We start from the raw sequence: 21219 nt of genomic DNA, 5'->3' as shown, positions 1-21219 counted from the left end.
CGGTCCTGGTGTTTTCTCGTGACCCGGTAGCTTTTAACCATAAAAACGTAGATCATCCTCATATGAACGCGCATCCGGGCAGTGACCGTACCCCCACCGACTTCGACGCACTGGTCGCCGAGGCCGACTCCGTCTCCGTCGACGGCTGGGACTTCTCCTGGCTGCAGGGCCGGGCCACCGAACAGCGCCCCTCGTGGGGGTACCAGCGGCTCATGGGCGAGCGCCTCGCGGGCGCGTCCGCCGCACTCGACATCCAGACCGGTGGCGGCGAAGTCCTCGCGGGTGCACCCCGGCTGCCTCCGGTGACGGTCGCCACCGAGTCGTGGCCGCCGAACGTGGCCAGGGCGACCGCACTCCTGCATCCCCTCGGCGCGGTCGTCGTCGCGGACCCGGACGAGCCGCCGCTGCCCTTCGCGGACGGGGCCTTCGACCTGGTGACCAGCCGGCACCCGGTCAAGGCCTGGTGGGAGGAGATCGCCCGGGTGCTCCGGCCCGGCGGCACGTACCTCTCGCAGCACGTCGGCCCGGCCAGCGTCTTCGAAGTCGTCGAGTACTTCCTCGGCCCGCAGCCCGAGGCGCGCCTGGGACGCCGCCCGGAGACGGCCCGCGAGGAGGCGGAGGCGGCGGGTCTGGAGGTCGTCGACCTGCGGTCGGAGTCCCTCCGCACGGAGTTCCTCGACATCGGGGCAGTGGTCTACTTCCTGCGCAAGGTCGTCTGGATGGTGCCCGGCTTCACGGTCGAGAAGCACCGGGACAGGCTGCGGGAGATGCACGAACAGATCCGTCGCGACGGTTCCTTCGTGGCACACACGACCCGCTTCCTGATCGAGGCCCGCAAACCGGCCTGAGGCGACGGGTAAGGGGCGGCCTCCGGGCGGCCACCCCTTACGCGCCCGAGCCGCCGCCCTTCGCACCCCCCGGGCTTCGGGAACCGGGTACGGCGGATACCGCGCCGACCCTTGCCGACCAGCTCGGTGAGTTCACCGATGTCGAAGGGCCCGATCCGGCCACGTCGCCCCCACGAGCCCGCCGTCCCCCGCCTCCGTGCCCTCATCGGTACAGCGCGTTGACCTCCACCTCGTACGCCCTCTCGATCGCCTTCCGCTTCAGCTTCAGCGAAGGCGTCAGCAGCCCCTGCTCCTCGGTGAACTGGTGCGCCAGAATGCGGAACGTCCGGATCGACTCCGCCTGCGAGACCATCGTGTTCGCCGCCACCACCGACCTGCGTACCTCCGTCTCCAGTTCCGGGTCCCGTACCAGGTCCTTCGGGGCCATCGGTGGCTTCCCCTGCATCACCCGCCAGTGTTCGACCGCCTCCAGGTCCAGGGTCACCAGCGCGGCGATGTACGGCCGGTCGTTCCCGACGACGAGGCACTGGGCGACCAGCGGATGCGAACGTACCCGTTCCTCAAGACCGGTCGGCGACACGCTCTTGCCGCCCGAGGTCACCAGGATCTCCTTCTTCCGTCCGGTGATGGTCAGGTAGCCGTACTCGTCCAGGGCCCCGACGTCCCCCGTCGACAGCCACCCGTCGTGCAGCACCGCTTCGCTCGCCACCGGATCGTTGAGGTAGCCGGCGAAGACGTGTCCGCCGTGCAGCCACACCTCCCCGTCGTCCGCTATGTGCACGGTGGTGCCCGGCAGGGGCAGGCCCACCGTCCCGAAGCGCGTCCGTTCCGGGGGGTTGGCGGTGGCCGCCGCCGTCGACTCGGTCAGTCCGTACCCCTCGTAGATCGTCACGCCCGCGCCCGCGAAGAACAGCCCGAGCCGCCGCTCCATGGCCGAGCCGCCCGACATCGCGTGCCGCACCCGGCCGCCCATGGCGTCGCGCACCTTCCCGTACACCAGCTTCTCGTACAGCTGGTGCTGCATCCTCAGCGAGGCGGAAGGTCCCGGTCCGGTCCCGAACGCCTTGTGCTCCACCGCCTCCGCGTAACGGACCGCCAACTCCACGGCCCTGTCGAAGGCGCCGGCCCGCCCCGATGCCTCCGCGCGCCGCCGGGCCGCGTGGTAGACCTTCTCGAAGATGTACGGCACGGCCAGGATGAACGTGGGCCGGAACGCCGTCAGGTCGGGCAGGAGTTCCTTCGCGACCATGGCGGGCTGGTGGCCGAGCTTCACCTTTCCCCGGATCGCCGCCACCTGCACCATGCGGCCGAAGACGTGCGCGAGCGGGAGGAAGAGGAGGGTGGAGGCCTCGTCACCGGGGGAGGACCGGAAGACCGGCTCCCAGCGGGCGATGACGGTGTCCGTTTCCGTCATGAAGTTGGCGTGGGTGAGGACGCAGCCCTTGGGGCGGCCCGTCGTTCCCGACGTGTAGATGACGGTGGCGATCGTGTCGGGGGTGACGGCGCGGCGGTGCCGGTGCACCACGTCGTCCTCCACCTGGGCGCCCGAGGCGACGAGGTCGTCCAGCATGCCCTCGCTGTCGAGCTGCCACAGCCGGGTCAGCCCGGGAAGCCGGTCGATCACGGAGGCGATCGTCATGGCGTGGTCCTCGTTCTCGACGACGCACGCCACCACCTCGGAGTCGTGCAGCGTCCAGTGGACCTGATCGGCGGAAGCGGTCGGGTAGACCGGCACGGGCTGTGCGCCGACCGCCCACAGCGCGAAGTCGAAGAGGGTCCATTCGTAGCGCGTACGGGACATGATTGCGACCCGGTCGCCGAACCGCACCCCCTGCGCCAGCAGCCCCTTCGCCAGCGCCAGCACCTCGTCGCGGAACTGACCGGCGCTCACGTCCCGCCACCGGCCGTCGGCGGACTTCCGGCCGAGCGCGACGCGGTGCGGGTCCTGCTCCGCGTGTTGGAACACCGCGTCGGCCACGCCGCCGACCTGGGGAGACGCAGCCACGGGTGGGACAGTGAACTCGCGCAATGAACCTGCTCCTTGTGACGCTCCGCACGGCGCCGGTGACGGTACCCGAAGGCACGCCGGTGCGGGAGGCTCGGACCGCGACCTTACTGGGGGGTAAGTCACGGTGGGTGAAATCTCCACGGAATCTGTACGCGGCGTTCGGAGCGGGGGCCGGGGAGGGGAGCGTTCGGGGTCCGCGCGGCCGCGAGGGCCGTCTGCGGGGGCGTCGGCAGGATCACCGAACGCGGTTCCACGGCGTATCCGGGCGAGCAGCAGCCGGACCGTCTCCACCACCGGCGTGCCTTGCCGATCCGGTCCGGTCGAACGGCCGACGCGTCGTCAGCGGCGTAGCCCTGCCCCGGGCCCGCCCCCTGCCGGCCGCCCGCGCCTTCTCCGCGCCGATCCGGTCCGGTCGAACGGCCGACGCGTCGTCGTCAGCGGCGCAGCCCCGCCCTGGGCCCGCCCCCCGCCGACCGCCCGCGCCTCCTCCGCGTACCGCTCCGCACCCGTCCGCAGTCCGCACGGCGGAGCCCCGGCGCGCACCCCACTGGAGGCACCGCCTCACCCGCCCCTGTGCAACCGGTCCGCCCCCGCCAGAATCGCCCCCGCCAAGGCGTCCGCCGCCTCCCGCGCCGCGGCCCGCCGCCGACCGTGCAGCAGCACGAAGTCCACTTCCCCCAGGTCGGGCAATCCGCTCCGCGCCCCCACCGCCTCCAGCCCCGGGGGAATCAGCCCGCGGGTGTGCGCCATCACTCCGAGCCCGGCCCGCGCCGCCGCCACCAGTCCGCTCAGGCTCCCGCTCGTACAGGCGATCCGCCACGCCCGCCCCTGCATCTCCAGCACCGCCAGCGCCCGCGCCCGCGTGATCGCCGGTGCCGGGAAGAGGATCAGCGGAACAGGCCGGTCGGACGCCACCCGCAGGCCCGGAGCGCCGATCCACTCCAGCGAGTCCCGCCAGACCAGCTCGCCGTGCGTGTCGTCCGCCCGCCGCTTCGCCAGCACGAGATCGTGCCGCCCGCTCTCCAGCTGCCGGTGCAGGATTCCCGACAGCTCCACGGTCAGCTCAAGGTCCACCTCGGGGTGATCGCGCCGGAACGCCTCCAGGATCTCCGGCAGCCGCGTCAGCACGAAGTCCTCGGACGCCCCGAACCGCAGCCGTCCGCGCAGACGCGTCCCCGTGAAGTAGGCCGTCGCCCGCTCGTGCGCGGCCAGGATCGTCCGCGCGAAACCGAGCATCGCCTCGCCGTCCTCGGTGAGCGCCACCCGGTGCGTGTCCCGGACGAACAGTCGCCGCCCGGCTCCCTCCTCAAGCCGCCGCACGTGCTGGCTGACCGTCGACTGACGCAGCCCGAGACGGCGCGCCGCCTGCGTGAAGCTCAGGGTCTGGGCGACGGCGAGGAAGGTCCGCAGATGCGTCGGCTCGTACATGCCCTGGACGTTAGCGCCCCCTCGTCATCGCCGTACGCGATAACAGTCAGCACGGTGTACGGCTTTCCCGATGGGTCGGCGGGGAGGGACGATGGCTTCCATGAAACGCCTCAAGCTGCCCTCCTGGCTCCCGGTCGACGGGTACGTGCTGGTGCTTCTCGCCACCGTCGTCCTCGCCACCCTGCTGCCCGCCTCCGGCCCGGCCGCCACGGTGCTGGGGCACGTCACGACGGGTGCGGTCGCGTTCCTGTTCTTCCTGTACGGGGCGCGGCTCTCGACGGCGGAGGCGGTGCAGGGCCTCAAGCACTGGCGGCTGCACCTCACGGTGCTGGCGGCCACGTTCGTGGCCTTTCCGCTGCTCGGCCTCGCGGCTCGGGCACTGGTCCCGCACGTCCTCACGCCTGAGCTCTACACGGGCCTGCTCTTCCTGTGCCTGGTGCCCTCCACGATCCAGTCGTCGATCGCCTTCACCTCGATCGCCCGCGGCAACATCGCCGCCGCGATCTGCGCCGGTTCCTTCTCCAGCATCGTCGGGATCCTCCTCACCCCGCTTCTCGCCGCGCTGCTGATCAGCGGCGGCGCAGCGGGCTTCTCCCTGGACTCGCTGCTGAAGATCGTCCTCCAGCTCCTGGCGCCGTTCCTGGCGGGGCAGGTGCTGCGCCGCTGGATCGGCGGCTACGTCACCCGTCACAAGAAGGGGCTGAGCTTCTTCGACCGCGGCTCGATCCTGCTGGTCGTGTACGCGGCGTTCAGCGCGGGGATGGTCCGGGGCGTCTGGCAGCAGGTCTCGGCGGCCCGGCTGGGGGCGCTGGTCGCCGTCGAGGCCGTGCTCCTCACGGTGATGCTGGCGCTGACCTGGTACGGGGCGAAACGGCTCGGGTTCGGCCGGGCGGACCGGGTGGCGATCCAGTTCGCCGGTTCGAAGAAGAGCCTGGCGGCGGGGCTGCCGATGGCGACCGTCCTGTTCGGCGCGCACGCGAGCCTTGCGGTGCTGCCGCTGATGCTCTTCCACCAGATGCAGCTGATGGTCTGCGCGGTGCTCGCCCGACGGCGCGCCAGGGACGTACTGCCCGAGGACCTCACGCCCCGGGACGCGCCGACCGGTGACGTGCCGCCGGAGGACGTGCCGCGGGGCGAGCCGGCCGGCGGAAGCGGGGCCCCCTCGGTCCGGACGACGCCGCAGGCTGGCAAGATCGCCGGGTGACCTCAGCGATACGCACCTTCGGCAACCGCCCCTGCGCCCTCACCGTGTGCAGGGGCTGCTGCTGCGGCGACGTCCGCAAGCACCCCGGCACCGACCACGCGGGCCAGCTCGCCCGGCTGCGCGAGGCCGCGGCGCGGTCGGGGGGCCGACTCGCCGTTCGTACGAGCGACTGCCTGGGCCCCTGCGGGCAGGCGAACGTCGTGGTCGTCCAGCCGTCCACCGAGGGCCGCCGCAGGGGCGGCCGGGCCGCCTGGGTGGGCTGGGCGCTGGACGACGACAGTACCGACGAGATCCTGGCGTGGGTCGCGGCGGGCGGACCCGGCATCGCGAAGCCGCCCGCGACACTGGAACTGCAGTTCTTCCCGGCGCCGGTCGAGTCCCGCACCGCCAAGAAGCGGTAACCGCACCCGCCGGTAGGCGTACGGACAAGGCCGCGGTCCGTCGGCGCGCCGACCCGGGGAGCCGACCGGCGACGCGTCCCCGTGGCAACGCCGACGGCCCGGGGCGGCCCCGGCTACGGCAGGACGATCCGCTCCTCGCCCGCGTACACGTTCATCCGGGCGCCCCGCAGGAACCCCACCAGCGTCAGCCCCGTCTCCTGCGCCAGGTCCACGGCCAGCGACGACGGCGCGGAAACCGCGGCCAGGAACGGAATGCCCGCCATCACCGCCTTCTGCGCCAGTTCGAACGACGCCCGCCCCGACACCAGCAGGATCGCCCGGGACAGCGGAAGCCTGCCGTCCGTCAGCGCCCGCCCCACCAGCTTGTCGACCGCGTTGTGCCGGCCCACGTCCTCCCGTACGTCGATCAGCTCGCCCGCCTCGGAGAACAGCGCCGCCGCGTGCAGCCCACCCGTCCTGTCGAAGACCCGCTGCGCCTCCCGCAGCCGCTCCGGCAGCGTCGCGAGCAGCTCCGGGGTCACGCGTACCGGCGGCCGGTCCGCGATCGGGAAGCGCGCGGTCGTCCGCACCGCGTCCAGACTGGCCTTGCCGCACAGCCCGCACGAGGACGACGTGTAGACGTTGCGCTCCAGCGACACGTCGGGCACGACGGTCCCGGGAACCAGCCGCACGTCGACCACGTTGTACGAGTTGGCACCGTCCTCCTGGGCCCCCGCGCAGTACACGATGTGTGCGACGTCCGCCCCGTCGCCGAGCACGCCCTCGCTGACCAGGAAGCCTGCGGCCAGCGCGAAGTCGTCACCGGGCGTGCGCATCGTGATGGCCAGCGGTTTTCCGTCGAGCCGGATCTCCAGCGGTTCCTCCGCGACGAGGGTGTCCGGCCGGGTCGAGACCGCGCCGTCCCTGATGCGGATGACACGACGGCGTGCGGTGACCCGGCCCATGGTGAATCATTCCTGCCCGAGAGTGACGATGCGTGCGAGTGTGTGACCAGCGCGTGTGCGCGGCCTGCCCATTGTCCGCGGGGTGGGCGGGAAGCTCCAAAGTCCGGGTGGCGAACGCTGTTGGTTCACGCACCTCGTACCGGTGAGTCACAAAGAAGACTGGGTCGCTCCGACTGTCCGCAATGAGGGGTGGAGTCGCCGCATGACCGGTTCACGGATCGTCGCGCTCGGGCATTACCAGCCGGCCAAGGTGCTCACGAACGCAGACCTGACCAAGCTGGTCGACACCAGCGACGAATGGATCACCAGCCGGGTCGGCATCAGGACCCGCCACGTCGCGGGCCCCGACGAACCGGTGGACGAACTCGCCGCGCACGCCGGAGCCAAGGCACTCGCCTCGGCGGGCCTGACCCCCGCCGACGTCGACCTCGTCCTGGTCGCCACCTCCACCGCCATCGACCGCTCGCCGAACATGGCGGCCCGGGTCGCCGCCCGGCTCGGCATGGGCTCGCCCGCGGTGATGGACCTCAACGTCGTCTGCTCGGGCTTCACCCACGCCCTGGCCAGCGCGGACCACACCGTACGCGCCGGGGCCGCCACTCGCGCCCTGGTCATCGGGGCCGACAAGATGACCGAGATCGCCGACTGGACCGACCGCTCGACCTGCGTCCTGGTCGGCGACGGAGCGGGCGCCGCGGTGATCGAGGCAACCACGGAGGACCACCGGGACACGCACGCGGGCACGGTCGGCCCGGTGCTGTGGGGCTCGGTGCCCGAGATGGGCCACGCGGTACGGATCGAGGGCACACCCCCGCGTTTCGAACAGGTCGGCCAGTCCGTCTACCGGTGGGCCACCACGCAGCTCCCGCCGATCGCCCGCCAGGTCTGCGCCCGCGCCGGGGTCGCGCCCGAGGAACTCGCGGCCGTCGTCCTGCACCAGGCGAACCTCCGCCTGATCGAACCGCTCGCGCAGCGCATCGGCGCGGTCAACGCGGTCATCGCCCGCGATGTCGTCGACTCCGGGAACACGTCCGCGGCGAGCATCCCGATGGCCTTCTCCAAGCTGGTCGAACGCGGCGAGATCACCTCGGGTGCTCCCGTCCTGCTCTTCGGCTTCGGCGGCAACCTGTCGTACGCGGGCCAGGTCGTGCGCTGCCCCTAACCGCCTTCGCCCCGGCCGGAGGTCCCGCCCCTGCCGAAGGGCCCGCCCTTCCCGGGAGCCCCGCCCCTGCCGGGAACGCCGGACGGCAGGTGCTCGTACGACACCTCCACCCACGGCTTCTGCCTGGTGGGCCCGCTCCTGACCGCCCGGTCGTCGGACGGCCGGGGGAGCGGCCTGCACAGCGGCAGCACGAACAGCCACGCCAGGGCCGTGATCCCGCCGCACACCAGGAGTGCCTGGCCGTCGTCGTCCGGGCTGTCACGGGTGACCATGGCGAGGCCGGAGGCGATCTGCGCGAGCGATCCCGCGATCGAGAGCGCAGCCAGAACGCGCCGGGTCCGCATCCGCCGCCCGAGGGCGCGGTGCTTCTCGGCCGCACCGCGCACCCCGCGCTTGCGCTCCTGCCACCACCAGGTGAGCCAGACGCCGATGCCGACGAAGCCGGCGTACAGGGCCGCGTTCAGCAGCACGTCCTGCCACAGGACGCCGGTGAACTTCGCCACCCCGCCTGCCGCGAGCGGTACATGAGGGAGCGTCATCTCCATGACGGCCGGGTTCCCCGCGGGGTCACCCACATGCGCGGGAAAGCGGCGTCCGCCCACAAGGCATCCACGCGGTCCCGTCCACCGAATCCGGCCGCCCCTCCGGACGTGGACACGACGGTCCTGCCCCGCACGCCGTACGGTTCCGCCACCACTGCGGGTATCGCCCCGACCACACCTCGTGTGCGCGACGGCATCACACGCGCGAGCCCCTCCGGCTCGGCTCCCGCAGGTCACTGACCACGCAATATGCAGGTGAAACCCAACCCGAACCCCTGGTATTGTTCTCCACGTCGGAACGGGCCAGCCAAAACAGCCCCGAACGGCAGACACCTTGTCCGGGTGGCGGAATGGCAGACGCGCTAGCTTGAGGTGCTAGTGCCCTTTATCGGGCGTGGGGGTTCAAGTCCCCCCTCGGACACCAGCTGAGACCCCACTTCACGTGGGGTTTTCTGCATTTCCGGGCAGGGGTGCGACCCCTCGCACGGCCCAAAGCCGCAAGCCCTGATCGGGAGGCGCGAAGGGGGCGGGGGTGACCTGCTCCCGCCGGCTCGGGCGTCCTGACGTTCTCCCGCCTGCGACCTTCCCCGCCAAGGAAGGGGCCCAGGTACCCCCGTCCGGTAAGGGGACGCGGTACGGCCACAGCCGGACGAGTCGATGTACGTCCTCGGATCGCACGGCCGCAAAGATGCCGGCGTCTCGATTCTCGACCCTCCGAAGATGCGGAGGCAGGGACACGCCCTGTCCGAGCCGTGGCTTTCTGACCCGTTTCCGGCTCGTTGGACACGTGGTCAACGCATGTCCAAGAGCGGCCACGAACCGGCAGAAACGGTACGTCCCTCCGTGAAATCCGTTGGCGGGAAGCCGACTTGGTCATGTGTTGTCCGTCTGATGATTGCCGGGCGTTACGCCAGAGGTTAGAGTCACCTCGCGTTCCGGACCGCGCACCATCTGCGATCGGTCGGGACTTGAGCAACGGGGCTCTTCCGGATTTCTCAGGCTGCGGGTTCATCGACCCCCACTTCGTCGTTCCGGTTTCACGTGGCGCTGCGCGCGGTCAACCCGCGTTCCTCCGTGCTTGTTTCGGGTTCGTTCCTTCCAGCCGTCCGGCATCTGGCGTTCATCGGCGATCGCTTGCGAAAAGTCACATGTATTCACAAGGGAACCGCAGATGGGTCTGCTTCGGTCCGAAGGATTCGACAAGCTTCTGGAGAAGGTCGCCGCGGAGGCCGGAGGGTTCACCTCCGCCGGTGCCGCCGTCCGTCATCTGGCCACGTTCGGTGAGCGACTCACGCCGGAAGTGGCGCTGGGTGCGCTGCGTCCGGCTGAGCACCACCTGCTCGAAGCGGTGGAGGCGGCCGGCGCACTGGTCGACGTAGCGGCCGCGGAGGATGCGGGCGGCTACCGGTTCGGTCAGTTGAAGGCGGGCAAGGCCTGCCTCTTGGCTCCGGGGGAGGCGGGGGGCGCCGATCTGCGGGTCGTCGCCGGGATCCGCTGGCCCGGGGGCCCGCCGGACGGCCTGGAGGCCGCGTGTGCGGCGCTCGCCGAGGGCGCGGTCGCCGAGGTCACGGCCGTCCGCGACTGGTTGTCCGGGCAGGGACAGGAGCACGCGGCGGGCCTGGTGGCCCGCCTGAGGTTCCTGCTCCGGCACGTGGGGCCGATACGGCTCTACATGGGCGACGCCTGCTACACGAACCTCGGCAAGGACGGCAATCTCGTCGGCAAGTCCATCGGGCCCGAGTCCGATCGCTGCCGGCTGAAGGTGCTCGCCGAGACCCCGCTGGGGCAGTGGCATGCCGTCGACGCCTGTTTCGTCGTCTGCATGTCCGCCCTGATATCGTCCGGAACCCCCTCACGCACCGAGGAGTTCAGCGGCACACAGCTGCTGCCGGGCAGGCTCACGGAGTTCATCGAGGGTCGGATCCGGGCGTACGACGGTACCGTTCCCGATCCGGCGGCCTCGGGCTCCGCGGTGGGCAGACTTTTCGAACTGGCCGATCTGGCCCGGAACTTGCGGCTGCGCAAGCTGGAGTCGGGCGCGGTGGTCTATCGAACCGTGCAGGCGATGACCATCAACAAGAAGGAGCACCTCTTCGACACCCCGGTCACCGGGGCGGACGTCCCGGAGGCGTTCCTCGACACCCTCGCGGATCTCGTGCCGTCGGCGCCGGACACCGTGCGCGGCGGCGGATTCGCCGTGGACTGGCAGCCGCTGTTCGACAGTGGTCCTTCGCCTTCGCAGCCGGGTTTCGGCAGCCGCTTCGAAGAGGTGCTCCACGGGCTGGTGAACGCCGCCGCGTTCGCCACCGACTCGGACGTCAGCATGTCCCGTGGGCCGCGGGACGTCCTGCGGCTGAGTTCGCTGCTGGCCGAGGGCAGCATCGAACCGGGGCACTGGAAGACCAGCGAGTACTACTGCTGTGTCGTGCCCGGTGAGGACTTCCGTGAGCGGCTGGCCGCCGCGGGCGCCACAGCCGAACTGCCGCAGGTGGTGCGTGCGATCGCGGCTCGGATGCGCTGGAACGGCTGGCACTTCATGCCGCACGCGGCGGACGTCTCGGACGACGAGAGTTTCGCCGAGCGCGACTGGTTCTTCGCCCCCTCCATGCCCGACATGACGGAGTGGACCTCGCACCACCACCAGGGGCATGTGGCCAACGGGGTACGCCACGCCATCCGCGTCCCCTTCGGCATCACCCTGGCGGGCGCGCACCGGCCAGGCATGTACGACCTGCGGCTGATGCGCACGGAGGGCGACGTCTACGGGCTGCGCGAGTTGCGGTCGGCGATCGCGATGGGCGAGGTCCTGCGCGGCTACTACCAGGAGCACGCAGTCCGCGTCGAGAAGAGCGAAGAGCCCTTCGTGGTGCAGGACTTCGGAAACCCCTGGTACCAGGGCCGATACGGTGCCGAGGCGCACGCGCAGGCGAGCACGGCGAACGAGAAGGGTGTCTGACCCCATGACCACAACTGCGAATCCCCCCACCACGGCCGAGGGCCCCGCGGTCCTCTTCCTGGGCCTGCGCCGTTCGCCCCTGGAGTGGCGTGCCGAGATCGAGGCTGCCGGCGCCTGCGGACTCGGCGTCCACGTCGCGTCGGACGCCGACCTGTCCCACACCGGACTGCCCGAGCGGCGGCGCGGGTCCTTCGACCGCGCCGCGGGGCTCACCGACCAGGCGACGGAGGCGGTGCGGAACGTGCGGGCCCCGGAGTCGGGCTCTGGTGCGCACGTGGCCGCGGTGGCCTGCTGGGGCGACAAGTACGTCGGCCTCACCGCGCTGCTCGCCGAGCGGTTCAAGGTGCGCGGGCTCGGCGAGGCCGCAGCGGTGCGCGCCACGGACAAGGTCGCCCAGCGCCGGGCGATGGAGCCGTTCGGCCTCAACCCGCCCTGGCGTGCGGGTCGCACGGTGGACGATCTGCGCTCCGTGATCGCAGAGCTCGGCGCCACGGGAAGGCCGCTGGTGTTCAAGTCCGCGCACTGTTCCGGCGGTCGGGGCATGGCGGTGATCCGCCCCGACTCCGACCCGGCCGAAGTGTGGGCGCTGACGTCGGCGAACTACTCGGGCACCACCGACTTCCTGGTGGAGGAGTACGTCGAGGGCTCCGAACACTCGGTGTCGGGCGTCGTGCACGACGGCACGGTGCGGATCCTGGGCGTCACCGACAAGTACCTGGAAGGACCGTTGTCCGCGTCGTGGGCGACGGCGGTCCCCTCCGCCCGCACCCGGACGCAGGTCAAGGAGTTGCGGCAGACCGCCGAGCAGGCCGTGCTCGCGGTCGGTCTGCGCACGGGCGGCTTTCACGTGGACCTGCGGTTCGGACCGCGCGGCCCGGTGGTCCTGGAGGTCGGCGGGCGGCTCGGCGGCGATCTGATCAACTCCCACCTCATCCCGTACGCACACCGGGAAGCCGTGCGGCCGTACGAGAGCCTGCTGGCGCTGCTCGCCGGCGGAGAGCTGCCCGACGAGCCCGGTGAGCCGGAACGGGGCGCTGCCATGGTGCTGCTGCCGAAGGCGGGGCGTCCGGTGCAGGACGTCGTCATGTCGGTGCGTGCGCGCCCCGGGGTCGTCGTCGCGGAGGACTGGCCGGGCACCGACTCGGTGGTGGCGGTCGTCGTCACCGACGATCCCGCGGAGCTGCCCGGTGCGGTGGCGGGCCTGCGCGAGTCGGCCTCTTGAGCGCCGGCGAGCACCGCATTCCGCTGGTCGGGATCCTCGCCTGTCACAAGGAACGGGCCAACGGCACGACGTACTCGCGGGTCAATGACCACCTGACGGAGCCGCTCCTGGCCCACGCGGGCGTGGCCGCCGTGCTGCTGCACACGGTGCGGCCCGAGCACGCGGCGCACCTGCTGGCACGCCTGGACGGCCTGGTGCTGCCGGGCAGCGGGTCGTTCGTGCATCCCCAGCGCTACGGCGGGCGGGAGGCGGATGCCGTGCCGGACCGGGAGTACGACCTGCCCAGGGACGCGACGGCCGCGGCGCTGCTGCGAGCGGCCGACGCGCTTCCCGCTCTGCCCGTCCTCGCGAGCTGCCGGGGCTTGCAGGAACTCGTCGTGCACCAGGGCGGCACGCTCGAAGCGGTACCCGCGTCGGACGTGAAGCACCGGCTGCGGGCGGGCGTGGACGGGCCCGACCGCTGGGCGCCCGCACACACCGTGGACGTACGACCGGGCGGGCTGCTGGCCCCGCTGGTGGGCCCGGGTCGGGATCCGGGCGCCGTCCCGGTCAACTCCCAGCACAGCGACCGGGTCGCCAAGATGCCCGGCCAGGTGTTCGTCGAGGCGACGGCCGCGGACGGCACCGTCGAGGCCGTCAGCGTCGGCGCTCCGGAGCGCTTCGTGCTCGGCGTGCAGTGGCACTTCGAGCACCACACCGATCAATCGCCCCTGGACCGGGCGGTGCTGGCCGCCTTCGGCCGACGCTGCCGGTCCTGGATGGAGTCGAGGCAACAGCAGTGAACGTGCCAGGAACCAACACCGTACGGGCCGCCGGGCCGGCCGCGGTCGACCACGACGCGCTCGCCGCCACCGCACTCGCCGCGACCGGCTGTGGCGCCGAGGATCTGCTCTTCCTCGCCGGTTCGACGACCGACGGGCTCGCGAACCGCAATTCCGACCTCGACCTCTACGTCGTGGGCGACTTCCGGGTGACGGGCTCGGAGACGGCCGCGCGCCAGGGCGAACGGACCGCGACGGTCGCCTTCCACGAGGGCCGGGAGGTGAATGTCGCGGTGCTCGACCCGGCAGCGCTCGACCGGCTGCGGAAGGACTTCCGCGACGCGGTGGCGAGCCTGGCGGAGCAGCACGGCATCGCGCAGCTGGTCGACGAGGACAACCTCAAGATCCTGCACCGCGTACGGACCGGCCGGGCCCTGCGGCGTCCCGACCGGCTCCAGGACCTACGGGACGACCTCGGAACCGGTGACCTGCCGCGCTACCTCCTGAACGTGGCCGCCGTGGCCGCCGTCAATCGCCTCAACGACGTGGCGGGCGAACTCGCCGACGGGCACGCGGAGTCGGCCGCCTGGATGTACCGGGAGGCCCTGGTGCACACGGGTCAGTGCGCGCTCGCCGCCGCAGGGGTGACCGTTCCCTCGGTCAAGTGGCTGGTACGGCTCCTGCGACGCGAGGCGGAACGCGGGCCCGCCGCCCAGTCCGCGCCCGCCCTCGCGCCCGCCCGGTGCGCGGCGCACACAGCGCGCCGGCTGCTCGAACCGCCCGCCGACACGGCCGCCGCGCTCCAGGAGACGCGGGCCGAACTCGCCGCACTGATCGACTCGGTCGGCGGGCAGGCAGGCCCCTACGTACGCCTCGTGGCCCGACCGAAGCTGGGACGACACCGATGAACCTCGTCGAGCTGTACGACATACCCGACGCGGTGCTGCCCCGCGAGCCGCGCCTCGGCGGTTCCTGCGTCGCCGTGCCCGCCGACCGCCTCGCGTCCCTGGCCCGGTCCGGCCCCGCGGTGCTCGGCCTGCGGCCCGGCCTCGCGGGCACCGACGGTTTCACCGCCTCGCTCCTGAAGGAGCTGCGCGCACTGGTGCACCTGCCGGACGGGCACAGCTGCCTCCTCGTACCCGTGGTGCCGCAGACCCTGGCCGGGCAGCTCGGCCGGGAGAAGTGGGCGACGGCCCACGATGTCGTGCCCCGGCCGGTCGCCGGAGCGGCCCGGCCGTCCGGCGCGGGGGAACCCGGCGGGTGGAGCGCCGCGGATCTCACGGCTTCCTCCTGGCCGCTGGCCGAAGGACTCCTCGCGGAACTCGACGTGGCGGCCTTCTGTCCGGGCGCGCTGCTCGGTGTCGTGCCCGGCACCACCGTCCTGACCCTGTCCCCGCGCGCGGCCGCAGCCGCCCGCACCGAGGAGGACAGCGGTCCCTTCGGCATCCGCGCGCTGCTCGACGCAGACGGACCCGGTACGCCACGCCCCAGCGCCTCGGACCTGATGATGCTCGCCCACGGCGTGCGGGCCCTCGCCGAGTCGCACCCCGAACGCCTGGAGGACGAGGTCGGGGCACGCCTCGCGCTGGTCCGCGCGCACACCGCGGGCCGCTCCTGGCTGACCGGACCGCCGTACCGGCGCGGCCGCGACCTGGCGTGTGTCCTGCCCACCACGCTCAGCCCGGCCGCCGTACGGGAACTGGTGCAGTTCCTGGAGAGCCGGGCCTTGGTGTACGGGCTCGCCGACCAGGACCTGCCGACCGCCCTGCGCGTCGGCCTCGGCCGCACGTGCGGCGACGACGACCTCGTACGGCTCACCGGGCTGCTCGACGTCCTGCTCAAGGAGATTCGATGAGTGCTGCCGGAGAAGCCGCGACGCACACGGGCGCCCTGCTCATCCTCAAGCCCGACATCCTCGCGGGTTCGTGCGCGCGCTGCCCCGCCGCGTCGGCCCGCGACACCGTCCGCGGACTCCTGGCCGTGTACGAGCCGGCCGCCGCGTACGCCTACGAGGTGCACACCTCCGGGCAGGCCGTCGCCTGGGCCCTGCGCAACATCGAGCGCAAGGTACGTGCCAGGGACTGGTACGTCCGCACCCTGCGCGCCCCCGACCGCGATCTGGCCGCCCTGCGGGACCTGTTGGCCGGGCCGCTCCTCAACCCGGCGGGCGAGGACACCGTACGCACGGCAGACCTGGTGCTCGGTGTCGTCGACGCCCTCGGGTTCACGGTCGTCGACCGGCTGCGTGCCCGCTGCACCCAGCGCGACTTCCTGGGCCTGTACGCGGACAACACCCACTTCACCCGGCTCGCCGGTAGCCTGCGCGACTACCTGGTCGGGCAGGAGGTCGACATCTGCCGGTGCGCCGGGGAGCAGGAGCTGTCCACCCTCCACATCTTCAAGGAGATGGTGCGCCGCGTCGTGCGGTACCCCACCACGCACTACGACGCGGTGGAGAACCTGCTGCACGTCTCCGACCCCGGTGCCGCCGACTGGACGTACTTCCTCCACTCGGCCTTCGGGGAGCGGGAGAGGGCCGCATGAGCACGGTCGCGAGCCTGCGCCGACGCTTCACCGCAGCGGACGCGCTGATCCTGCTGAACGGCGTGTCCACCTTCGGCTCGGGCCTGGTCTACCCCTACACCGCGTTGTACCTCTCGGATCTGCCCGAGATGGGCACGGCGGGCGTCAGCATCTTCTACGGCGCCGCCGCGGCGGCCAATCTGGTGACCGCGGGCGTGCTCGCGGCCGGGTGGGTCGCACCGCGGCCCACCCGCCTGGGGTTGGCCGGGACGCTGATGCTCGCCGTGGGTTTCCTGGCGACAGCGGCGGCGGGGTCGCTGACGGCGCTGTTCGTGGCCGTGCTGTTCATCGGCTGCGGCCAGGGCTGTCTGCTGGTCTCCATGGTGCCGGTGCTCAGCACGCTTACACCGCCGGAGCAGCGGCGCTCGGTGTTCGCGCGGCGCTACCGGGCCATCAACGTGGGCCTGGGACTCGGTGCGGTCGTCGCCGGTCTGACCACGGGATTCTTCGCCACCGCCGTGGTGCCGTGGCTGTTCGTCGCCAACGCGCTGAGCTATCTGCCCCTCGCGTACGCCTTCCACCGGCTGCGTGTGCGGGAGCGGCGTGCGCAGGTCGGGGACGCCGAACGCCGGGAAGCCGCGACACCCGGGGAAGAAGCCGTCGAGGGGACGAGGGCGGCCGGGGGGCGGCTGAAGTGGCTCGGGGCCGCAGGAGCGCTCGCGGTGCTGTTCCAGCTCGGCGCCTACCTGTTCGGGCACAGCCAGTTCGAGGCGACCTCGCCGTTGGTCGCCGTACGGCTGATGGGCATCGGGCTCGGCACGGTCTCCGCGCTGCTGCTCGTGAACACCGCCGTCGTCGCACTGGGGCAGGGCCGGATCACCCGTCTGCTGTCCCGTCGCGACGAGACGTTCGGGCTGCGGACCGCGGTCCTGCTGTGGGTCGCCGCGTACGTCGTGGCCATGGCGTCGTCGTTCGGCCCGCTGCCGTTGCGGTACGCGGGGCTCCTGCTGTTCGCCGTGGTCTTCGCGCTCGGTGAGTGTGCGTACTCCTGCTCGTTCCACCCATGGCTGATCGACTCCGTCCAGCCCAAGGACGTCACCCGGGTCTCCGCCCTGGCCAGTGGCGCCATGGGCATCGGTACGGCCGCGGGACCCACGATCGGCGTCGCTCTGGCCCTCACGGGCGAGGCCTCGGCGGTGTGGCTGGGCCTCGCCTCGTTCTGCCTGCTGCTGCTGTTCACTCTCGGCCGGCGCCGCCTCGCGGTGCCGGGACCCGGCGGCACGCCTGCCGTGGCCACGCCCGAAAAGACACCCTCGTCACACACAGAGGAAACGACATGACGGACACACTGCTGTTGGTCGGCGCGGGCATCATGGGCCGCGGCTACGTCGCCGCCGCACGGGACCTCGGCGTGCGGACCGTACTGCTCGACGACGAGACCTGGCGCGAGCGGCACGAGCAGCATGTTGCGCACTTCGAGACGCCTGCCGGCGCCACCGAGACGCACTGGCTGCGGGCCGCGCTCGACCTCGCCGACCGGTACCCGCCGCACGGGGCCGTGCCGTTCGCCGAGCAGCACGTGTTGGCCTCGGCGCGGGTGCAGGACCTGCTGGGGCTGCCGGGGCCGTCCCTCGCCGCAGCCGAGGCGAGCCGCAACAAGGCGGTTCAGCGCGCCCTGTTCGCCCACGCGGGGCTGCCCCAGCCCGACCACGCCGTCGTCGACGACGCGGAACGGGCGGCCGAGTGGAGCCGCGGCCGCTACCCGGTCGTCGTCAAACCGCTGCGCGGCATGGGCAGCGCCGGGGTGCGCTGTGTGGCGGACGAGGACGCGCTCCGCGCGGACCTGGCCCGCCGGGACGTGAGCCAGCAGGTGCTGATCGAGGAGTACCTGGACACTCCCGAGTACAGCTGGGAGGGGCTCGTCGAGAACGGCACGGTGATCTTCGGCAACCACACCCGCAAGGTGACCACCGGACCGCCCGAGTTCGTCGAACTGCAACACCGGCTGCCCCACCGCCCCGCCGACCGCGAGCGCGTCGACGGGCAGACGGCGGAGCTGGTGGCCGCCGCCGGTATCCGCACCGGCCTCGTGCACCTGGAGTACCGGGACGACGGCAGCGTCCTGAAGCCCATGGAGTTCGCCGTGCGCACCCCCGGCGACCACATCCTGGAGCTGATGTGCCGGGCCTACGGGCACGACTTCTTCCGCAGCGTCATCGAGCTGGCCCTCGGGCGCGAGGTCGGTCTCCCCTCGAAACGGCCCCGCGCGGCCGGCGTGCTGTTCCTGCCCGCACCCCGCCCCGGTCGCCTCACGGCAGTGGACGGTGTGGAGGCGGCGCAGGAGCGCCCCGACGTGGTGCGGGTCGGCCAGAAGAAGCACGCGGGTGACGTGCTCACCGGCCTCCACTCGTCCGGCGACCGGGTCGCCCATGCGCTGCTGCTCGCGGACACGCCCGCCGAGGTGGACTCGGCGGCCGACGCCGTGCTCCGGCAGATCAGCATCCGGGTCGAGCCGGTCGATGCCGTGCCCGGACCGGCTGCCGCACCCGGCGAGCCGCCCCGCATCGCCGAGGACGGCCCCGTCGTCGTGCTCTGTAAGTGGCGCCCCGACATGGTCAGGGCGCTGCTCGCCGCGACGCCCCACCTCCATCTCGTACTGGAGCAGTCCGAGCTGGCGACCGCCGCGGCGTCGCCGGAACTGACCGCCGCCGCGCGCTCCGTGCACCGTGTCTCCCGCATCGACTCCGTCGAGGAACTGACCGGGGTCGCCGTCGACCTGGCGGTTCGGGGGATCGGGGTCGACCAGGTGCTGTCCTTCTCCGAGGACGGGCAGCTCGCCGCCGGCCAGTTGCGCGCGCTGCTCGGCTGCGGCGGGGCGAGCGCGCAGATGCGGGCGGGGGTGCGCGACAAGCGGATGATGAAGCACCTGGTGGCCGCCGCCGGTGTGCCGGTCACCGAGTGGGCGTCGCTGCCGACCGACGTCACCTTCGCCGACGGCGACACCTCGCCCGACGTGGGGTTCCCCGCGATCGTGAAGCCCGCGTTCGGCTTCGGCACGATGAGCACGACCCGCGTCGAGAACGCGGGGGAGATCGCCACCGTCCTGCGCGGCCTGGCGAAGCCCGACCGGCTCGCCTCGGGCCACCTCATCCTCGAACGCTTCGTGTCCGGCCGCGAGTTGCACATCGACGCACTGTGGCGAGAGGGCAAGCCTCTCTTCCTGACCGTGAGCGCGTACTACGTGCCCCGGCTCGACCACGTTGCCACCGACGGAGCCGCGCACGAGGCGCCACCAGGACGGGACGGCTCGTACATCCTGGCTCCCGAGGACCACCCCGAGCTCTACGAACGTATCCACGCGATGCACACCAGCGTCAACGAGGCGCTGGGCATCGACACCGCCGTCACCCACCTGGAGGTCTTCGAGACCCCCGCGGGCGACCTCGTCTTCTCGGAGATCGCCACCCGGATCGGCGGCGGCTGGATTCCCGACATGCTCACCGCCCGGCTCGGCCGGAGTGTGTTCGACACCGTCGCGAACGGCCTGCTGTACGGCGACACCGCATACGGCGGTCCGGCCGGGGCGGACGCGGACGCCGTGCCCGCCCCCCGGCACATCGGCGCGCTGCACCTGCGTCCGGCCCACGCCGGGACGGTGACAGGTCTGCCGACGGGCGAGCAGATCGAAGCGGTCGACGGAGTTCTCGGCTGGCGCCTGATGAAGAAGGTCGGTGACCGGGTCGGGTTCTCCCACGCCATGGACTGGTGCCTGATGGTGGTCGTGGGCGCCGGGACGACCGAGGAGTTCGAGGCGGCCCTCGACCGGGTCGAGACCGAGCTGACCATCGAGGTGGAGCGTCGTGCCTGAGCTCGGGCCCGCACCGGCAGCCCGCCCCGGAACGCGCTCCGTCGTCGTCTTCGTGGGCGTACGCAAGAATCCGCTGGAACACCGGCCCGCATTCGAGGCCGCCCACCGTGAGGGCCACGCGGTGGTGCTGCTGGCAGCCCGCCCGCCGGCCGGGCTGCCGGCAGCGCTGCTCGCCGAGGCGCGGGCGGTCGACCCGCACGACACCGCCGCGTTCGACGCCGCGGTGGACGAGATCGCTGCCGGACACCCCGTCGCCGGAGTCGTCACCTGGTCGGACGCGGGTGTGGAACCGGCGGCTCGCGCTGCCCGCCGCTTGGGCCTGCCCGGTATCACGCCCGCCGCCGCCCGGCTGGCCCGCAACAAGTACCTCATGCGCCGGGCGCTCGCGGACCGGCCGCATCTGATACCCCGTTACGCCCGGGTGCGGACTCTGCGGGACGCCGAACCGGCGCTGGAGCACGTCGGGCTGCCGGCCGTCCTGAAACCCGCGGCCGGCAGCGGCAGCAAAGGCATCTTCCTGTTGCGCTCGGCGGGCGACCTGCCGCCCGCGTTCGCCGAGCTGGACCGGCTCACCGGCGCCGACGGGGACAGCATCTTCCGCCACGACCGAGGGGAGCTCGTACTCGAAGAACTGCTCGCAGGCAGCGAGCACAGCGTCGAGGGCTTCGTGCACCGGGGCCAAGTGACGGTCTGCGGGATCACCGACAAGACCACCACCGAGCCGTTCCGTCTGGAGCTGGCGCATCAGCACCCCAGCGCGCTGCCCCCCGCGGCCGCCTCCGCCGTGCGCGCGCTGGCCCACGAGGTCGTGCACGCCCTGGGCTTCGACGACTGCGCCTTCCATCTGGAGTGCATGTACGACGAGGCGCTGGGGACCGCCCGGCTCGTGGAGGTGGCCGCACGGGCCGGCGGGGACTTCATCGGCTCCCATCTGGTCGGCCTGGCGAGCGGGATCTCCTTCCACGAGAACGTGATCCGGGTGGCGACCGGTCGTGCCCCGCGCGTGCCGGACCGCCCAACGCTGCACGCCGGACTGCGCAAAGTGATGGCTCCGGCGGCCGGAAAGCTGGTGCGGGTCGACGGACTGGACACGGCGCTCGGCGTCGCGGGGGTCCAGCACGTCGTTCTCGACCGCGCTCCCGGCACGACCGTCAAGCTCCCGCCGGAGCACTTCTCCTCCAGCGCTGTCGGCGCGGTCATCGCGACCGGCGACAGCACGGCAGCCGTGGCGCACGCGCTGCGGGCCGCGACGGACGCCCTGCACGTGGAGATCGCGCCCCGGCCCGGGGGACTCCCGCCGGGGGAGCCCTCGACGCGCGGCTGACTCCGCCGAGAAACCGCCGGGTGCCAGG

The 21219-nt window shown here is 72.2% G+C and carries 17 protein-coding genes and 1 tRNA gene; 14 read left to right on the top strand and 4 right to left on the bottom strand.

Annotated features, from left to right (window positions below):
- Window positions 1-62: 62 nt before the first annotated feature.
- Window positions 63-848, top strand: a complete 786-nt coding sequence (locus ACQPZG_RS06660; RefSeq protein ID WP_433544897.1) for a class I SAM-dependent methyltransferase — start codon at window positions 63-65, stop codon at window positions 846-848.
- Between the two features lie 202 nt (window positions 849-1050).
- Here ACQPZG_RS06660 and ACQPZG_RS06655 read toward each other — a convergent pair whose 3' ends face one another.
- Together ACQPZG_RS06655 and ACQPZG_RS06650 are read right to left on the bottom strand one after the other, a co-directional pair.
- Entirely contained in the window at window positions 1051-2877 is a 1827-nt protein-coding gene (locus tag ACQPZG_RS06655) for an AMP-dependent synthetase/ligase (protein ID WP_433544896.1), read from the bottom strand.
- Window positions 2878-3417: 540 nt separating this feature from the next.
- Window positions 3418-4284, bottom strand: a complete 867-nt coding sequence (locus tag ACQPZG_RS06650) for a LysR substrate-binding domain-containing protein (RefSeq protein ID WP_433544895.1) — start codon at window positions 4282-4284, stop codon at window positions 3418-3420.
- A 100-nt stretch (window positions 4285-4384) separates the two neighbouring features.
- Here ACQPZG_RS06650 and ACQPZG_RS06645 point away from each other — a divergent pair, with 100 nt between their 5' ends.
- Both ACQPZG_RS06645 and ACQPZG_RS06640 read left to right on the top strand, forming a co-directional pair.
- The gene (locus ACQPZG_RS06645; RefSeq protein WP_433544894.1) at window positions 4385-5488 is read left to right on the top strand and encodes a bile acid:sodium symporter family protein; all 1104 of its coding nucleotides are present in this window, start codon (window positions 4385-4387) and stop codon (window positions 5486-5488) included.
- Window positions 5485-5889 (top strand): (2Fe-2S) ferredoxin domain-containing protein, encoded by a 405-nt coding sequence (locus ACQPZG_RS06640; RefSeq protein ID WP_185027500.1) that lies wholly within the window; start codon window positions 5485-5487, stop codon window positions 5887-5889. Before ACQPZG_RS06645 ends, ACQPZG_RS06640 begins: the two co-directional genes overlap by 4 nt.
- 113 nt (window positions 5890-6002) lie before the next feature.
- On the opposite strand, the gene fdhD is transcribed toward ACQPZG_RS06640, so the two are convergent.
- The gene (fdhD, locus tag ACQPZG_RS06635) at window positions 6003-6833 is read right to left on the bottom strand and encodes a formate dehydrogenase accessory sulfurtransferase FdhD (RefSeq protein WP_433544893.1); all 831 of its coding nucleotides are present in this window, start codon (window positions 6831-6833) and stop codon (window positions 6003-6005) included.
- A 202-nt stretch (window positions 6834-7035) separates the two neighbouring features.
- On the opposite strand from fdhD, the gene ACQPZG_RS06630 reads away from it, so the two are divergent.
- Window positions 7036-7995, top strand: a complete 960-nt coding sequence (locus ACQPZG_RS06630) for a beta-ketoacyl-ACP synthase III (protein WP_433544892.1) — start codon at window positions 7036-7038, stop codon at window positions 7993-7995.
- Here the strand turns inward: ACQPZG_RS06630 and ACQPZG_RS06625 are convergent.
- On the bottom strand, window positions 7992-8534 hold the full coding sequence (locus ACQPZG_RS06625; protein WP_433544891.1) for a hypothetical protein: 543 nt from the start codon (window positions 8532-8534) through the stop codon (window positions 7992-7994). The genes ACQPZG_RS06630 and ACQPZG_RS06625 overlap by 4 nt on opposite strands.
- A 339-nt stretch (window positions 8535-8873) precedes the next feature.
- On the opposite strand from ACQPZG_RS06625, the gene ACQPZG_RS06620 reads away from it, so the two are divergent.
- The 10 genes from ACQPZG_RS06620 to ACQPZG_RS06575 all read left to right on the top strand — a co-directional run bounded on the left by ACQPZG_RS06620 (window position 8874) and on the right by ACQPZG_RS06575 (window position 21191).
- Window positions 8874-8961 (top strand) — tRNA-Leu (locus ACQPZG_RS06620).
- A gap of 747 nt (window positions 8962-9708) precedes the next feature.
- Entirely contained in the window at window positions 9709-11493 is a 1785-nt protein-coding gene (locus ACQPZG_RS06615) for a hypothetical protein (protein ID WP_433544890.1), read from the top strand.
- Window positions 11494-11497: 4 nt separating this feature from the next.
- Complete coding sequence (locus ACQPZG_RS06610) at window positions 11498-12715, top strand: ATP-grasp domain-containing protein (protein ID WP_433544889.1); 1218 nt, start codon at window positions 11498-11500, stop codon at window positions 12713-12715.
- Window positions 12712-13497, top strand: a complete 786-nt coding sequence (locus ACQPZG_RS06605) for a gamma-glutamyl-gamma-aminobutyrate hydrolase family protein (protein ID WP_433544888.1) — start codon at window positions 12712-12714, stop codon at window positions 13495-13497. The genes ACQPZG_RS06610 and ACQPZG_RS06605 overlap by 4 nt, the downstream gene beginning before the upstream one ends.
- Window positions 13494-14384 carry a hypothetical protein gene (locus ACQPZG_RS06600; RefSeq protein ID WP_433544887.1) on the top strand — a complete coding sequence of 297 codons (891 nt, stop codon included), beginning with the start codon at window positions 13494-13496 and terminating at the stop codon, window positions 14382-14384. Before ACQPZG_RS06605 ends, ACQPZG_RS06600 begins: the two co-directional genes overlap by 4 nt.
- Window positions 14381-15331: a hypothetical protein gene (locus ACQPZG_RS06595; protein WP_433544886.1), complete on the top strand. Its 951-nt coding sequence runs from the start codon at window positions 14381-14383 to the stop codon at window positions 15329-15331. The genes ACQPZG_RS06600 and ACQPZG_RS06595 overlap by 4 nt, the downstream gene beginning before the upstream one ends.
- Window positions 15328-16020 (top strand): hypothetical protein, encoded by a 693-nt coding sequence (locus ACQPZG_RS06590; RefSeq protein WP_433544885.1) that lies wholly within the window; start codon window positions 15328-15330, stop codon window positions 16018-16020. Before ACQPZG_RS06595 ends, ACQPZG_RS06590 begins: the two co-directional genes overlap by 4 nt.
- Window positions 16017-17339, top strand: coding sequence for an MFS transporter (locus tag ACQPZG_RS06585; protein WP_433544884.1), 1323 nt, complete (start codon window positions 16017-16019; stop codon window positions 17337-17339). Before ACQPZG_RS06590 ends, ACQPZG_RS06585 begins: the two co-directional genes overlap by 4 nt.
- Window positions 17336-19867 (top strand): ATP-grasp domain-containing protein, encoded by a 2532-nt coding sequence (locus ACQPZG_RS06580; RefSeq protein WP_433544883.1) that lies wholly within the window; start codon window positions 17336-17338, stop codon window positions 19865-19867. The genes ACQPZG_RS06585 and ACQPZG_RS06580 overlap by 4 nt, the downstream gene beginning before the upstream one ends.
- Window positions 19860-21191 (top strand): ATP-grasp domain-containing protein, encoded by a 1332-nt coding sequence (locus ACQPZG_RS06575; protein WP_433544882.1) that lies wholly within the window; start codon window positions 19860-19862, stop codon window positions 21189-21191. Before ACQPZG_RS06580 ends, ACQPZG_RS06575 begins: the two co-directional genes overlap by 8 nt.
- Window positions 21192-21219: the final 28 nt, after the last annotated feature.

This window comes from Streptomyces sp. CA-294286, from assembly GCF_050947155.1.
In the GTDB taxonomy this organism is placed as follows: Bacteria; Actinomycetota; Actinomycetes; order Streptomycetales; family Streptomycetaceae; genus Streptomyces.
This window is presented reverse-complemented; position numbering and strand designations above follow the sequence as displayed.